Origin of the sequence: Mycolicibacterium boenickei (assembly GCF_010731295.1) — a bacterium.
GTDB lineage: Bacteria > Actinomycetota > Actinomycetes > Mycobacteriales > Mycobacteriaceae > Mycobacterium > Mycobacterium boenickei.
On record NZ_AP022579.1, the window covers coordinates 2,708,751 to 2,724,056 of the forward strand.

Here is a 15,306-nt window from a genome sequence, read left to right on the forward strand (position 1 = left end):
ACGCGATGAACGGTGAGGTGCGTCAAGGGCCGACGACTGATTTGAGGTACTCAGATAGGCGGCATTGGGTAGAGATTCACATTGATTGCGAAGTGTGCCACGGTGGAACGTTGGTCTTGGGTCAGTGCAAGGGGTTTACAGAGGTCTATTTGGTTCCGAACGTCAAAACGTCTGCGCGAGTGAGTAAGTGACGGTCGTGCAATGGTGAAGGATTCAGATCGGCGCAAAGCAAGACGACGGTTCAACACGTGGCAAACCAGAGTGAAGCAATTGGATGCCGAGCTGGCAGAAGTCGAATCGTTCGATAAGCCAACCGATGACGACATACGTAGACGCGAGCATCGGAGCAACGTTGGCAAAAAGGGAGCTGCCGCACGTTGGGCCAAAACTGATGGGAAGTACCGAGCTAGAGAATCTAGTGAGAGTGAGGGTTTGACGTGAGTACGGATTTCGATGGTGCGGATGACCAGGCCGTTGATACTGGCAAGCGAACCTATGAACAGAAAAGCAAGAACCCAAAGCGTCGGAATGCTAAGCGTCGTGCAAACTATGCGCTGGACAAAATGCAAGAGATTGAGAACGAACTAGCCGCACTTGAAGGTAGGAAGCCAAAGGATGTAGTTGGTGAGTATATGCAGCGGAAAGCCAAAGAAGACAACACGATTGATGTTGAGGTAATCAGCGAAGATTGCCAGGATTTTTCGGACCAATCACAGGGCGAATCGGTGGATGACTGTGCGATCTCTCTACCGGCCTTGCTTCCAAAAACGATTGGACCACAACAGGATTCAAATCAGATCGACGATCCAAGCGCGTCGAGTAACAACGGTGCGGCACAACAAGAGTCAGACGGCCAGGAACCAACAGAGTACGTAAACCCCTATCCGTACTTGTCTGCCGATTGGTGGGAACACTGTGCGCCAGAGGAGAAATTGAGCCGATGCCGTGCAATTTCGACCGATGGAACACGTTGCCGTCAGAAGTCGATTACCGGTGGTCGGGTTTGTCGGCATCATGGCGGCCTAGCTCCACACGTGAAGTTGGCCGCTAGAAACAGGATTGAGAACGCAGCCGATCAAATGGCAGAACAGTTGCTACGCATGGCAATTGATCCAAAGACTAAAGACAGCGTGAAGCTTGCCGCTATCCGCGATGCACTGGATAGAGCTGGACTTAAAGCGCCAGAGCAAGTGGTTGTGTCTGCCGGTCAATCGTCAGCGTTTGAAGACATTGCGCAAGACGTCGGGTATTCGGGTATCCAACACACACAACCGGAATACATTGATAGTCAACGCGAGTCAATGAAAGTGCAACATGATTCAGACCCTTTCGGGCCAACGGAATCTAACCCGTTCGGTTCGTCGCGTTCGTCTGGGCAATCGAATCAAGCGGAGTACCAACAGGATTCAAACATCTGGAATGAAGGTACGGCATTCAATGATCCCGGTAGCTCACGAAAATCTCACACCGCCCCGGTGGATGGATTCGGAGCTGGTCAGCACGTCGGCACAGACCGCGATTGCGACGGCCTAGCTGCCCGTAGGAGAGCGTCACGCGAGCACTGGGATATGCAGTACCGGAGAACCGAGCACGTCACGGGAGAAGACGCCATAGAGGCCGCGAACGCTGCGAACCGTGAGGCCGGAGCGCTCAAGGCATTACCACCGGGCCGCAAACGTCGCTGACCTGTACGTTTGGTGCCAGTTGGTAGGGTGCAAGTGACGTTCTAAACGAGCGTCACCGAGCTACACCAACGCCGCGAAATTGGAGGTCAGGCCGTGACGAAGGCCGGTAAACCATCGCTTAGACCGAAAGCGATTGGATACGTACGTGTGAGCACGAATCGCCAAGCGGATAACGGATATTCGTTGGACGCGCAACGGGATCGGCTCGAATCATTCTGCAAGGAAAGCGGTTACGAGCTAGTCAGCGTGATTCCTGACGTGATGAGTGGTCGGAAGACTGACAAGCTCTATGGCCGTGCTGCCGCTGTCGCTGCGATTCAAGCTGGAATTGCCGACGTGTTGTTACTGAACGCATTGGATAGGGCTACGCGAGACACGCTAGATGGTTTGGAGCTGATGAAGACAGCACAGGATGAAGGTTGGCGAATCGTCACGATCAAAGGCGAAGACAGCGAAGCGATTGGAAAGCTAGAGCTGACAATCAAGCTGGCGTTCGCAGAGCAAGAGCGCGAAAAGATCAGCGAGCGAACCAAGCAAGGTCTAGCGCGTGCCAAGCGTGAAGGTAAGGCACTTGGTAGGCCGTCCACTATCCCGCGTGCAACAGTTCGGCGAATCGTTGCGATGCGAGAGAACGACGGTCTTGGACCGAAGGCAATTGCAACGAAGCTGAACCAATCGAGAGTGAAAGCGCCACAAGGGGATACGTGGCATTACTCGACTGTTCGTAACGTTCTAGCCCGTGAAGGTGTCCTGTGATGACAGCTCTACGGCACGACACCAAAAGGACGGCCTGAATCATGGCTTATGTACGCACGTTGAAGAACGGTAAGTATCAGGTGTGCTGGCGTGAGAATGCACGCGATGACTACGGCGCACCGATCAAGGGCAAGTTCGTTCAACGAACCGAAACGGTTGATACCGAAAAGGCCGCTGAACGTCGCAAGGTGGCTATAGAAGTTGAGATTGAATCAGGCGGTCACCCGTCGGCATCGGCAGACCGTGCCAGCCAGCCACTAGCCCACTACGCACGCATGTATTTCGATGCTCTGGTGGGCCGTATCGATCAATCCACCCTTGACGGTTATCGAGAGCTGTACCGAGTTCACATCAAGCCGACGTTCGGTAATCGTCCGGTGTGTTCGATCCTGCCTAGCGACGTGGACACCTGGACGTCGGGATTGATGGCAGGCCGTTCCGATTCGACCGTTAAACAAGCACTTGGCGTATTGCGCCGAATCATGCGTAAAGCTGTGTTGGATAAGGCCATTGACGCTAACCCGACTACAGAGGTCAAAATCAGCACGTCCACCAAGCAACGCGCTGATCGGCAACCGTTCAAACATTGCCCGTTGAATGCTGGTCAGATTGCAGCCGTTGCCGATTACATCAGCGCCGAACAGCGGAACCCGGTTTTTGGTCTTGCTGTGACGTTCGCAGGTTTCAGCGGCCTACGCGCTGCCGAGCTGCAAGGTCTCGAAATAGCCGATTTGGACCTGAACCCGGTCAATCCGTCCGTGAGCGTGAGCCGAACGAAGACACGGCGCAAGACGAAAGATTGCCAATGGATCACGTCCACACCAAAGTCTGAGAAGTCGATTCGTACTGTGCCTTTGGATGGCTGGCTAGCTGCCGATTTGCGGGAGTACCTAACCAACGTTCACCCGAACGCCGGTGATCCAACAGCCGTGCTGTTTCCGGGCCGTCTGAATCGTCACACCGCAAGCACTCTCAAGCGCAAGTTCTCTGACCCGTTGGACATGCTGGATTGGGATAACCCGATTGTCTGCGATTTCGTCTATGAGACGAACTTCAATAAGGCTCTATCCAAGCTCGCTGAAACCGGTGTGCTGCCATCCGATCTGACCCGCGCACGCTGGCACGATCTAAGGCACAGCTTTGCGGTGATGAGTCTGTCCGGTGGAGAGCACTACATGCAGGTATCCAAATGGTTGGGTCACGCGACATTCACGCTCACCTTGGACACGTACGGCGATTACATCTCTTCGGTTGAGGGCGGCAAAGCAGCACCGTTGGCGCGTCCGGTGGCTGTTACCGCTGCCAAGACGAACGTTGTTCCGATTGGCCGTAAAGCGAACTAGGGCAATCGAGAGCCAGCGAATGAACCGACGAACATTCATCGCGCATGGAGCGACTGACCGATTCAATCTGAGCGCGCTGCTAGCAAACCGGCCTCAACAGCGGGCCAACAGCACCGAGCAGCACGACCCGGGCGTTTGCCAAGGTCAGCGCGTGACCTGCATGTTTGCCATTGTTCACGTCGGTTTTGACTTCGCTGAATCAATGAAATCGATTGAGACGCAACCTATCTAGGTCGTGATTTGAATGCGTTCCCTAGTTCAATTTTGACCAACGGATAGGTTGCTGACCCTCAAGACGGACAGACTTAAAATCCGCCAAGTGTCGGTTCGAGTCCGACTGGGGGCACCGAATAAGTGCAGGTAGAAGCGTCATACGCCGCTGAGTACGGCACGCCGTGGTAGTTCCGTTGTGCAATCGTTGTGCAACCCTGCGAGGGGGATCGTCCACCAGTAGCGCTCCGGCAAACACGGCGCGCACGGAAATCACGGCGAGTTTCGTCACCGCGGTTTGGGAGAATGGCCGGGTGACTGTGGACGAAGACGATTGGCTCCCATTCGGCGTCGAAGACGATGACGAGCAGACAGCGCAATTCCTTGCCCTGCGCGATGACGTACCGCCCTGGCTCAACGAGTCTCTTTGGGTCTGGATCGGTCGTGTCTTTACGGGCCACACCACAGGCGGTAGCCCTGTGTTCCGGGATGCGCTTCTGCGGCAAGCCGAGCGTGTACTTCAGGAACCAATGCCACGGATCGGGCCTTATCAGCGGGATGCGACGGACCGGTTGCGTAAGGCGTACATGGGTAAATCTGCGTCAGCGCCATTAGCTCTGGCTGATTTCCTGCTCACGACACGCGAGGGCGATGGAAACAGGACCTCTTTGGACCAGACCCTCGCCGAGGCCAGATCTGCGTGGCGCGTCGGCGAGCGGCGCGGGAAGCTCGGGTTGGTGCGTCGCCTCCCAAAGGGCGTGGAAGAGGCGGTAAAGCACGCAAGCCAACTGCCCAACGGCGGCAAGCGTTTAGCCGAGGCGTGGAACGCAGCCTTCGGCTTGGCCCCTGACCCGTCACGGGCCTACTCGCTGGCAATCGTTGCCGTAGAGGATGCCGCGATACCGGTCGTCTGCCCAAAGAAGGTCGATGCCGTCCTCGGCGATGCCATCGGGGATTTGGCCGCGAACGAGAAGTGGAAGCTGCCGCACCAGCGTGAACACAACCAGGCTCCGCCACGCGAAGTGCTTGTGTCGATGATGCGCATGCTCAACCGTGGTCAGCACGACCGGCACGGCGGCGCGCCAGTGCCGTTGCCCGACATGACGCAGGCTGAGGCGGAGTCTGCCGTCATGCTGGCCGCCACCCTCGTTGGATGGTTCTCCACGGACAAGGTCACGAAGTCCTAGCCCAGATCTCCCATACGTCACTCGCGGCGGTACGGTGCCGTCACAGTGTCGGCCAGTCGCCCATCTGAGCCCACGGCACCGGTAGACCGATCCGACGGAACCGGCGTGGCTGCCGCGACGTGTCGGTGCCCGCTGCAACGATGGATGCATGTCACCGGTAGACAACGTGTGGGTTGACGGCAGCGAGCGCGGCCTCGCGTACGCATTCGCAGGGGTGGAGAAACACCTACGCGACAACGCCAACGGTTGGGCTAAGCGAGCGCTGCTGTTGCCTCACCTGTCGGCGCGTGGGGAGCAATACCTTCAGAACTACAGCGCCAATAAAAACGTGGGTAGTGCGCGCGGCAAGCGCCCTGAGCGTGGCGGGCCAGTATTAGCGGTCGACCCACCGCTGAAACTGTTGGAACTCGGTCTGAGCCTGGCTGACGGACAACTGCTCGGGGTGGCGACGGTGCACCCGCACGAGGTGATCGGGTGGGCAGCGGCGACGAAGGCTCTTGACCTCGCGACTGGCGAGCGCCACCCTGGCGTTCCCCCCGAAATCGAAGAGGCACTGCAAGACCTGTATGACGCCGGGTACAACGGCTACGCGCGACAACGCGAAACATTCTTTGCCGCCAAGTACTTTCCGCCCATCGATCTTCTGATGGACGCCGGATACGACGTTGACTTCGTGAAGAGTTACCTTGTCGCGCTCGGGAAAGCAGCGGACAGTGTCGAGAACATCGACAAACTGTACGTTCCGAAATCTAGTCGGCCACGCACTTCCCGCTGAAGACACCCGGCAGCCAGACCCCATAGAGACCAAGTGCTTTAAAGGTTTGTCTGACTGCCGGGTGCCGGTTATGTGAGCCAGGGCGGTCTCAACCAAGGCAAGCACGCCGCCCTGGCCCAGGCTATGTGACCTCGAAACCGCTTGTGCCGCTTAGCACTTTGAGATGCTCAGCGGTGAAGTCTGACGCGGGTAGGGCATAGCCGTTGGCCGCTGACCATACATGCGGACCGCTCTTGATACCGAGTAGCGCCCAATCCTGACGGGACATTTCACGTTGTAGCTTCACACCCGGCAATGCGCCGGTGTAGCGAACCTGTTTGGTAGTCATGGGTTTACCTCTTCGCGTGTTCGCCGGGGCGGCTGGTGTGCCATTGCCGCTCTGTGGGATTCATGCTCGGTGCCTTGCCGTGATACATACCGCCGTCAACTGGCAGGGTGCCGCGCAGGTGCTTCGGGCGCAGGCCGCGACCGTGTGACAGCTCGGACGGGCTGTTGTCGATAGGTTCGTCTAGGTACTCTGCGCTAAGCCAAGCTGGATCGAACGCCATTGCACACCAACCTGTTTAGAGAAAGATCGCGGGGACGGTTAGCTCGCGTTCGCGGTCACCTGAACGACCACAGGCGCCCCGCGATACCGAACGCCAGTTCCGACGCCACGCGAAAATATGCTCTCAACAATGGGATACCGGTATGGACCGGGATAGATCTTCAAACCCCGCCATTCGGGCCGCTCGTGCTCACGAAGCGCCAGCGGGTTCTCATCGCTGTTCAGCCCACCGGTAGCAAAAATCACGAAATAGCCCTGCGGGATGAGGTAGCTCTCGATCAACCACATGTGCCCATATCAGTAGTGGGGCTGCACCTTTGGTGGATTCTCGCCGGAGGTCGACGGGTTAACTGTATTGCCTATGTCGCGTCGGTATTGCGCCAGTTGAGCGCGACCGGTTTGTCTTGTGGTTTGGGTCGGCTGAACCAAAGCTCTGCTTGAAAAGTCGATTTGAACTTCTTCGGTCCGAGTGCGTAGGTGAACGTGCCTTCGATGGCGATATCTCGTCTATCAGCCACCCACGTTTGGATCTGAGGGTAGGGCGCCAACAACACGCCGTAGTTGCCGTCCTCAGTGGGCATCAAGGCCTTCTGCTCTAACCTTTCGCTACGCGCTGGGTTCGGTTGTTCGCCTTCGTGCAGCTTGCAAGGCCGAATAATCACGACCAGGTGCGCCTTCTGGGCGGGCAAGGAACCAACGTTTTTGAGCAGAACGAACAGGCCTGCTAGTTTCTCGTTCTCATCAAACCTCGGCTCAAAGTTGTAAAGCCCTACCCATGGTCGCATTCGGGAGTCGATCTCAGTTCTTGTCGAGCGCCATGAAATGAATGCCACCACTGCTGCCACGATGGCGAACGTCGCAGCCACAGCGGTAGACAAGGCCTCAAGAGTCGCAGGGTCCCAGCCCCAAACGTGTTCTTCCAACGCTTCCACCCCCGGCTGCTTGATTAGCGACGATCAGCCTAGCCGAGGTCGCGCTTGTTCCCTCGCAGTTGCCGCCACGGTGTTGCCGCTGCGCCAGCAAACACGCTGAGAGGATGGTTGCGTTGTGCAAACGTTGTGCAACCCTGAGGGGGTTAGCCTTGAGGGGGTAAGTGCTGGCAGCATTGCTAGGCAGCCCGAAAAACTGTCCTTACCAGTGACTTTGGCGAGAAGTCGCGTTGCGAACGCGTAGGTCAGAACGCCCGCCAGTCCGTTCTTAAAATCCGCCAAGTGTCGGTTCGAGTCCGACTGTGGGGGCACTGTAAAGGCCTAATCGCAGTGGGTTTAGCCTTATTAGGTGGGCTAAACAGCCCGTCCCGACCCTGGGTATCGCCAGAGCAATACTCCTTCTTCAGTTGCGGCAGTCCGAGGCACAAAGCAGGTTGACGACGGCACAGAAGTCAGTTCGGAGGAAGGCGACGACTCACCTGAGGCTGACGTCGATCAAGAGAAGCTCTTCTAGGGCTATAGGCCATCGATGGGTAGCTCGGAAACGTTAGTCGCGCTCTGGACTACACCCGCGCTCGACCTTTGGTTCGGTCACGGTGTCCTGTCCACCTGCGTGCCGCATCTGTGCGATGCTGATGGACGCGGTCGAGGTTCAGATGAATATTCAGGCGATGACCGAGATCCTCACCGACTCTCGTACCACGCTGCTGAAGTCGCGTGCGACGCTTGGTCGGACGCTGGCGGAATGCGCTTTTCAGGTCGTCTTACCATCTGCTTTTCGGGTCTGATGTAGCGCGGCGAACGACTCTCTAGGCGTTCTTCGGCCGGTATCCCAAACTTGGAGGGCTTGCTCCGGAGATACGTACGATGCGAAGAAAAGAACTGACAGGTCTGGACCGACCAGTACCGATCCCAAACCTCGAATGTCGCTGTAGGTGCACATGATGTCGTCGCGAATATCGTATGCATTGGCGGCGGCGACCTGCGGGTCCATATTGAGAAGCTCTGCGGCCAAGGCGATTTGATCCTGATTCACTTCTGAACCCCCATGTCCCACTGCATTACCGGATGGCCAGGGAAGTCCATGTTAGGTGGCCATCCAACGACGTCACCAGTTTGTCCATCGACGGCATATACTTTCGTCCCATCGTAGTACGCGTTGAACCAGTGCCCAGCTGCCCCTGCTCTGTCCACTCCGATGACCGTGTGGGCGCCGGCCCCCTGGTTGATCAGGTACTGCTCGATCTCCAGCGGTGTCGCCGGTACCTGCCGCAATCCTGTCGCGGCCTCCATCTCGGGTATGGACAACGTTCCGAGCCCAGCCGATGCGTCAGGCAGTGCGCCCGTTAGTCTTTGGTCCACTGCAAGCGCGCATTGCCCGCAGTTAACGGCGCGCGCCGGGTCGAAGGGATCCATTCCAGGGCCATGATTGATATCGGGAAGCCATTGGCGGATGTCGTCGACCGACGGTGGTAGCCAGGGTCCGATCGGCGCGTGGTGGTCAAGTCCATCAGGTGCTGGCACGACAGGACGGTCACCGATATCCACTGGTGTTGAATGGTCAGCGGGATTGTGCGGAGCGTAACCCCCGCCTGCGTCTGGACTCGTTCGAACGGTCTCATCGGCGCTCATCGGCGCGGGATGTTCGACGGGTGGGGTCGGCACATCGACGTGGGGAGGTGCGTGGACGGCTTCGTGCGGTAGGCCTGAGCGGACAACGTCGTCGAGCGCGCCGCGGGCCGCGAGCGCTTCGGGGCCGAGCGGGGCGGTGGCTCCGGCGATTCCCGCCTCGGCCAACTTCCCCCCGGCCCAGTAGGCGGGATTGTCGACAGCATCGTGAAACTCATCGCCGACCCCACGCACAAGGGTGCCGTACGGATCTTTCGCCGTCTCTAGGAGGTTCGAGCCGACGCCCTTCCACGCATCTTTGAAGGACTCCATTCCGTCCTGGCCGAGGAGGTCATGAACGAAATCCTCCGTGCCACGAAGGGTGTCGCCGGCACCTTCATCTAACGCGGGTCGAGGAGGTTTCGGTCCGTCAGGCGGCGTGTACTTCTCATTGGCGCCACCGAATATGTTGTTGATCGTCCTCTCGACCTCTTCCGGTGACCTACCCGACGCGATCAATGACTCGCGTGCTGCGGAAATCTCCTTGCCCTCCCGGCTGTTCGGGTCGACGTCCGATGCGAGTGCTTTCGGGTCAGCTTTGCCTGCCGGCAGCAACATATCCTCCAGAGAACCGGGGGCACGCTGTGTCTCAGGTCCTGGCGCGTTGCTATCGGGTTTGGCCCCCGACCTCTTCGCCGCGTCCTCCACGGTCCGGGGCACTGCGAACGGACCGAGTTGACCCGGTGCCTGGGCGGGGGTCTCAGGCTTCTTCTCACCCGGCCGGTCATTTCCCTCGGCATCGTGCTTGACCTTGTTGTCGACGAGCGACACGTGACTGTTGCGGCCGTTATCCTCGCCGTCAAACCGGATCGCTTCCAGATCAGCGGCTTTCTCCTCCAATCGGTCGCCCACGAGCTTGTCTGCATGCATGAGTTGCTCAGCAGCCCAACGGATGTCCTCGGCGTGCTCTGTGGCCGCCTTGTTGCGGTCGGCGATCGTGGCCATGTCGTACTTGCGGGAGTCGGTTACCGACAAGTCTTCGGCGACATTGAAGCCGTCGTCCACGGCTGCGGTGATCGCCTCCACGGCTTTGTCCTTGGCGGCTTTGATGTCGTGACTGCCGTTCTCGGCTAGACCCGCGGCCTCACGCAGCACATCGCTCTGGCGGCCGACCACCGCGAGATCCTTGGTTACCCGATCCAATGCGGCGTCCCTGGCATCGCCCTCCCAGGTGGTACCGCCCGGCGAGGAGATATTCTGCCGGTGCTGACCGAAAGCGTCCTCGCTCGCTGTAGCGGTCTGTCTCCAGGCCGATGCTGCGATGTTGAGGTAAGAGGTGTCCCACTCCTCAATCTCTGACCGCGTAGGTAGCGGAGCAGGCGCGGCAGCAGGGCTCACACGCCTACCGTGGTAATCGCAGCGTGCCCATCGGAGTCTGTGGTGTCGTAGCGCGCGCTGCTCACCAAGAGATCGTCGGCCTGGCCGGTGACGCGTGCCGACTGGCGACCTTGTACTTCGGTGAGCGCTGCGTTGACCGCTGCCACTCCGACAGCGCTGCGCCGAGATGTGGGCGGGCGGCTGCCGACGTATATGCCAGTCAAGTCGGCGGCTATGCCGTCGCTGCTGGCAGCCGCCCCTCGCAGACCGTCAACGTTCGCCCGTAGTTCGTTTGCCATGCCAATCCCCCAACCGGCCAACATCCTCGGTCGCTGAGGTTACCGCAATGCTGCTGTGCGGGGCACGAGCCCGATCTCTTGTCGCACTGGTGCCTGAGCTTCTGGGACGGTTTGAGATAAACGACCCGTCGCTACGAGAAGTGTTCGTGCACTATCCGGGATAGGAGCTGATCGAAGCATGACCGACGGCAGCGGCGAGCGCTAGCGCGCTAGCACAGGACGGTCCTCTGGAGCGGACCACTGAAGACAATTCGTTGAACTGTGCTCCGCCTGACGTGCGTTGTGGCTCGAACGACCTGCGTGAACGGCCAGGCCGACTGAGTCGTGGCCAGTCACCGACCTCTATCAACCCCTACACTCCGAAAATGCGCGTCCCTCGACGAGTCGCACATTTCAACAAGCACGTCACCAATCCGCTGGCTCGCGCGATCACGCCGTGGCTCCCGAGCTTGGGGACACTGGAGCATGTCGGGCGGAAGTCGGGCAGGCGGTATCGAACGCCACTTCTGGTGTTCGAGACCCGCGACGGCTACGCCATCCTGGTCGGCTACGGCCAGCAGACGGATTGGTTGAAGAACGTGCTGGCCGGCGGACCTGCGGTGCTGCACAAGCGGGGACGGGCTATACCGCTCACGAACCCGCGGCTGGTGAGCAAGGCCGAGGGCGCGCCCTTGGTGACCCCCAGTTTCCGGCTGCTCTACAAGGCGTTTCCCTACAACGAGGCAGCTCTGTTGCTCACGATTGCGCGCTGAACACCCAACACCAACGGCCACCCGCACACGGGTGGCCGTTGGGTTCGCAAGCGTCAGCCCTTGTCGAGCAACCGCTCGATGTTGTTGACGCCGAAGGGTGCAATGCCTGACTTCTCGTCACTGGCGAGCACGATGAACCCCGGGCCCTGGTGGTTCTTGGTGATCAGCAGCGTCTCGTTGCCCATCCCGAAGCTAGGGTCCTGCTTCTTGATCGGCGCGACGATCTGGGTGTTCAGCGCGGAGAAGAAGTTCTGGTCGATGTTGTCGGTGTTCCACGCCCGGTAGCCGCGGGCGCTCGTCTCGATCGGGCCCTTCTCGGTGTGGCCGCGCACCCCGATCACCGAGGTCTTCCAGCCCTTCTCATCCTTGGTCACTTTGTGGTTCTTGACAGCCTGATCGATGTCGCCGCGGGCCGTGGGGTCGAGCAGGGTCACGTGGATGTGCAGCTGGTCCTGGCCGCGGTTGTCGGCGGAGTTGATGCCCAGCGCCCAGTCCGGGGCCTGCCCCTGGTTGCCCGGCGGCAGAATGCTGACCTGCTCGAAGGCGTCTTTGAAGTAATGGGGAGCGTCGGCGTTCAGCAGGTTGTCGCATTCGATGCCGGTCTCGCGAGCCGTCGGGATCACCAGCAGGTCGGTCAGCTGTGCGGGGTGGTGCCCTTGCCGGACCGCGTAGCCGCGGGACTTGTCCCCGCCGGGGAACACGACGTCGATGGCGCCGTCCTTGTGTGCTGGCGTGGCATACCTGACGTCCTTCCAGAGGTCGACGTTGTCGTGCACGTTTCCGCACGGACCGAACTCGGTGGCCTGCGCGCCGGCGGTCGGTGCGACGGCGACGCCGATGGCCGGCACGGCCACCGCTGCGGCGATGAGAGCGAAGCGGCGGGCGAACCCGATGCGATTGGTGGTGGTCATGTGGTTCCCCTCGTGGGTGGTTGGTGTGTTGAAATCACCATCCCGGTTCGGAGCTCCTGCGTATGTCCGCTGGTCAGACGATGAATCGGCTGAATCGGGGGTCCTCCGATCGGGGGAACGGCCGGCCGCGTTCTCTACGATCGATGGGTATGACGAGCAAGCCCGCTTTCATCCTGGCTTTCGCGGCGTTGGCCGCAGCGTTCCCGACGGTCACTGCTCCGCAGGCTGCGGCCGCACCGTGTTCCGATGTCACGGTGGTGTTCGCGCGCGGCACCAATGAGCCGCCCGGCCTGGGCAGTGTCGGCGGCCCGTTCGTCGACGATCTGCGGGCCCGGGTGGCGCCGCGCACCGTCGACGGCGTCGCGGTCGACTACCCGGCCAACAACGACTTCCACAACAGCACCCCGGCCGGCACCGACGCGGCCCGGTCCCTGATCGAGTCCACCGCGGCCAGCTGTCCGAACACCAAGATGGTCCTGGGCGGCTACTCGCAGGGCGCGGCGGTCATCGAACAGGCCACCAGCGCAGCCTCTCCCCAGACCGCCGACCACGTGGCGGCCACCGCCCTGTTCGGTACGCCGCGCACCAGCTTCTCGGGTCTCCTGGCGTCCGGGATGCCACTGCCGACGCTCGCGCCTCAGTACGCCGCGAACTCGATCGACCAGTGCAACGAGGCCGACCCGATCTGCTGGGAAGGCGGCTGGGACATGGGCGCCCACGTCTCGTATGTGCAGTCCGGAAAGGTCGCGCAGGCAGCCGATTTCGCCGCAGGCAAGCTCTAGGAAGCGCTCAGAGCGTCTTCCAGGTCAGTGGACGCCTCACTTTGGCACCGGGGCGGGTGCCGGCTCCTTGTCGACGTAGTTCGGCCGGGTCGGCACCGCTGCGAAGCCGCTCAAGCAGATAGTCGGGGTCGAAATTCACCCCGATCGGGTTCTCGGCGAACGTGCCGCTGAGAAAGTACTCGGCCGTCTCTTGCGGAGTCGGGAAGTTCTCGGTCTGGAATTCCAACCGGATGCCGTCGGGGTCCTCGTAGTACAACGACGTCGTCGGACCGTGGTTGATCGACCAGACCGGGGTGATGCCGGCGTGCTTGAGCCGCTCATAGGTCGACAACAGCTGTTCCAGCGAGCCGATGGTGAATCCGAGATGGTCGACCCCGTAGAACTTGCGGCGCCACCGTCCCAGGGGGAAGAGGTACCGCACGAACCGCGGTAGCTTGACCAGCGCGAGGCGATGGCTTTCCTCATCCCAGGTCAAGAAGGCGATCTTGGAGTCTTCGTGGACGACGCGGGCCCCGAATACCGTTTCGTACCAGGCGATTACCTCGTCGGCACGCGCGGTTTTGACCACCCAGTGGGCCAGGTAGTCCGGCGCGAGCCGGTTCCCGTTGTCGTCCTGTGTGCCGTGCACGCTCATCCGTCAAGGGTCCCGCCGCGGCTGCGGGCTGCGTAGCGTAGTCGGCTACCTAACTTTGCCCCGCGTTCCGATTACGTCGGCATCGCGGTGCCGACGGCGGCTGTCAACCAATTGTCGATCTTCTCGGCGACAGCCTGCCAACCTGGTCCGAGCATCATGATGTGGCCCATACCGGGAAACGATTCCATGTCTGCTTGGTAGATCCCGGCGACGGCAGATGCATCCCCGGCGACTCGCATGCCATCGGCTCCTGCGCCAAGAACGAGCATTGGCATTGTGATCACCCGAGCACTTGGAAGTTGTTTCACCGTCTCTCGTGAGGCGCGTTTACTCTCTAAGCCCATTCGGGCCAGACACGATGCGACGACGGACTCGGGCGTGCCCGTTGAGAATACGAATTCACGAGCCAAAGCAGGTGTTCCAAACAGATCGGCTGGATTGCCGAAGGTGTTGGTACGCAGGACAAGCCACGGGTGACGGCGGAGTACACGGAGTGCCCACCGGCGCAGTCCCTGCGGGGTACCGGGTGCCATGAGCACGGCAGCTGGGGCGCCGTGCGTTGCAAGGTAATTCAGCACGACCCAGGACCCCATGGAATGACCGATGAGCACTGGCTCGACACCGAGCTCGCCGACAACGGTATGGACGTCGTCGGCATAGTCGGCAATCGAACAGGAATCGAGCGGCTTGGGCAGGCTGCTGGCCCCGTGGCCGCGAAGGCTCAGTGCGACGGCGCGGTAGCCCCTGTCGGCGAAGTAGCCGAGGAAATGCTCGTCCCAGCACCATGCTGCGCTACTCGCACCGTGAACGAAGAGCAGCGGCACGGGATGCGATTCGCTGGTTGACCCTCTGTCGATCACTTCGATCATGTGGCATCCCATCACCCAGGTAGCGCCATCGGCGGGACCATTTTCTCAAGCGAGGTGTGCCATACCGGCTGAAAGCGGCAGATTCATCCAGCGCGCTCGCCCGTGACCGGTCCATACTGCACACATGCGTGCCGTCGTCGGCATCGCGGCGCCGGTAGCTGCGATAACGCTCGTGGCCGGATGTGCGTCCGGTGGCGCGACGTCCGACGTCTCGATCGTGTTGGACGGTGAGCCGCACACCCTGACCGCGCACGTCACCTGCACCAGGTTTCCCGACGGCAATCTGCTGATCTACGCCTCACCGTCGGCGACGAACCACCGGCGAAGCGTCCGGGTGATGCTGGCGACGAGAAACCGGCTCGTGGTCACGGCGGCGGGGTTCCGCATCCCGGAAGCCAACGGCTTCACGAAGGACTCGCAGGAGATGACGGCCACCAAGGTCGACGACGACTACACGATCACCGGCCGGATGCCCGCCGACGAGCGGGGGACCGGATGGCGCCAGGTGAAGATCGAGGTGACCTGCCCGGACTATCAGCGACCAAAAGGGCCGCCCGACACGTTGCCCGCGATCGGGAGCCCCTGACCGGCCGGAAGGTCGGCAATCATCTGCACCGCGTGGGCCCAGAGGCGATACTGCGT

General features: G+C 60.5%; 16 protein-coding genes. 8 read left to right on the plus strand and 8 right to left on the minus strand.

Annotation, left to right across the window (positions count from 1 at the left end; translation table 11 throughout):
• The first annotated feature begins 437 nt into the window (after positions 1 to 437).
• From G6N57_RS12855 to G6N57_RS12875, 5 genes are all read left to right on the plus strand, one after another.
• Complete coding sequence (locus tag G6N57_RS12855) at positions 438 to 1,685, plus strand: hypothetical protein (protein ID WP_133118383.1); 1,248 nt, start codon at positions 438 to 440, stop codon at positions 1,683 to 1,685.
• Positions 1,686 to 1,778: 93 nt separating this feature from the next.
• Entirely contained in the window at positions 1,779 to 2,441 is a 663-nt protein-coding gene (locus G6N57_RS12860; RefSeq protein WP_077742839.1) for a recombinase family protein, read from the plus strand.
• A gap of 41 nt (positions 2,442 to 2,482) precedes the next feature.
• Positions 2,483 to 3,784, plus strand: coding sequence for a tyrosine-type recombinase/integrase (locus G6N57_RS12865; protein ID WP_077742840.1), 1,302 nt, complete (start codon positions 2,483 to 2,485; stop codon positions 3,782 to 3,784).
• Between the two features lie 524 nt (positions 3,785 to 4,308).
• Positions 4,309 to 5,181, plus strand: a complete 873-nt coding sequence (locus G6N57_RS12870) for a hypothetical protein (RefSeq protein WP_077742841.1) — start codon at positions 4,309 to 4,311, stop codon at positions 5,179 to 5,181.
• A 148-nt stretch (positions 5,182 to 5,329) separates the two neighbouring features.
• Entirely contained in the window at positions 5,330 to 5,956 is a 627-nt protein-coding gene (locus G6N57_RS12875) for a hypothetical protein (protein WP_077742842.1), read from the plus strand.
• A 121-nt stretch (positions 5,957 to 6,077) separates the two neighbouring features.
• Here G6N57_RS12875 and G6N57_RS12880 read toward each other — a convergent pair whose 3' ends face one another.
• From G6N57_RS12880 to G6N57_RS12900, 5 genes are all read right to left on the minus strand, one after another.
• On the minus strand, positions 6,078 to 6,284 hold the full coding sequence (locus tag G6N57_RS12880) for a hypothetical protein (protein ID WP_133118382.1): 207 nt from the start codon (positions 6,282 to 6,284) through the stop codon (positions 6,078 to 6,080).
• Between the two features lie 258 nt (positions 6,285 to 6,542).
• Complete coding sequence (locus G6N57_RS12885; RefSeq protein ID WP_077742843.1) at positions 6,543 to 6,791, minus strand: hypothetical protein; 249 nt, start codon at positions 6,789 to 6,791, stop codon at positions 6,543 to 6,545.
• A 71-nt stretch (positions 6,792 to 6,862) separates the two neighbouring features.
• Positions 6,863 to 7,435, minus strand: coding sequence for a DUF8453 domain-containing protein (locus G6N57_RS12890; RefSeq protein ID WP_077742844.1), 573 nt, complete (start codon positions 7,433 to 7,435; stop codon positions 6,863 to 6,865).
• Positions 7,436 to 8,186: 751 nt separating this feature from the next.
• On the minus strand, positions 8,187 to 8,468 hold the full coding sequence (locus G6N57_RS12895; RefSeq protein ID WP_163646629.1) for a hypothetical protein: 282 nt from the start codon (positions 8,466 to 8,468) through the stop codon (positions 8,187 to 8,189).
• Complete coding sequence (locus G6N57_RS12900; protein WP_077742845.1) at positions 8,465 to 10,438, minus strand: toxin glutamine deamidase domain-containing protein; 1,974 nt, start codon at positions 10,436 to 10,438, stop codon at positions 8,465 to 8,467. The genes G6N57_RS12895 and G6N57_RS12900 overlap by 4 nt, the downstream gene beginning before the upstream one ends.
• 643 nt (positions 10,439 to 11,081) lie before the next feature.
• On the opposite strand from G6N57_RS12900, the gene G6N57_RS12905 reads away from it, so the two are divergent.
• On the plus strand, positions 11,082 to 11,468 hold the full coding sequence (locus G6N57_RS12905) for a nitroreductase family deazaflavin-dependent oxidoreductase (protein WP_077742847.1): 387 nt from the start codon (positions 11,082 to 11,084) through the stop codon (positions 11,466 to 11,468).
• Positions 11,469 to 11,521: 53 nt separating this feature from the next.
• Here the strand turns inward: G6N57_RS12905 and G6N57_RS12910 are convergent, their stop codons facing one another.
• Positions 11,522 to 12,379 carry a CDP-diacylglycerol diphosphatase gene (locus G6N57_RS12910; RefSeq protein ID WP_077742848.1) on the minus strand — a complete coding sequence of 286 codons (858 nt, stop codon included), beginning with the start codon at positions 12,377 to 12,379 and terminating at the stop codon, positions 11,522 to 11,524.
• 149 nt (positions 12,380 to 12,528) lie between these two features.
• Between G6N57_RS12910 and G6N57_RS12915 the strand changes: the two genes are divergently transcribed.
• Positions 12,529 to 13,161, plus strand: a complete 633-nt coding sequence (locus tag G6N57_RS12915) for a cutinase family protein (protein ID WP_077742849.1) — start codon at positions 12,529 to 12,531, stop codon at positions 13,159 to 13,161.
• A gap of 7 nt (positions 13,162 to 13,168) precedes the next feature.
• Here G6N57_RS12915 and G6N57_RS12920 read toward each other — a convergent pair whose 3' ends face one another.
• Together G6N57_RS12920 and G6N57_RS12925 are read right to left on the minus strand one after the other, a co-directional pair.
• Positions 13,169 to 13,795, minus strand: coding sequence for a VOC family protein (locus G6N57_RS12920; RefSeq protein WP_077742850.1), 627 nt, complete (start codon positions 13,793 to 13,795; stop codon positions 13,169 to 13,171).
• Positions 13,796 to 13,866: 71 nt separating this feature from the next.
• Positions 13,867 to 14,664, minus strand: coding sequence for an alpha/beta hydrolase (locus tag G6N57_RS12925; RefSeq protein WP_077742851.1), 798 nt, complete (start codon positions 14,662 to 14,664; stop codon positions 13,867 to 13,869).
• 124 nt (positions 14,665 to 14,788) lie between these two features.
• On the opposite strand from G6N57_RS12925, the gene G6N57_RS12930 reads away from it, so the two are divergent.
• Positions 14,789 to 15,250 (plus strand): lipoprotein LpqH, encoded by a 462-nt coding sequence (locus G6N57_RS12930; RefSeq protein ID WP_077742852.1) that lies wholly within the window; start codon positions 14,789 to 14,791, stop codon positions 15,248 to 15,250.
• Positions 15,251 to 15,306: the final 56 nt, after the last annotated feature.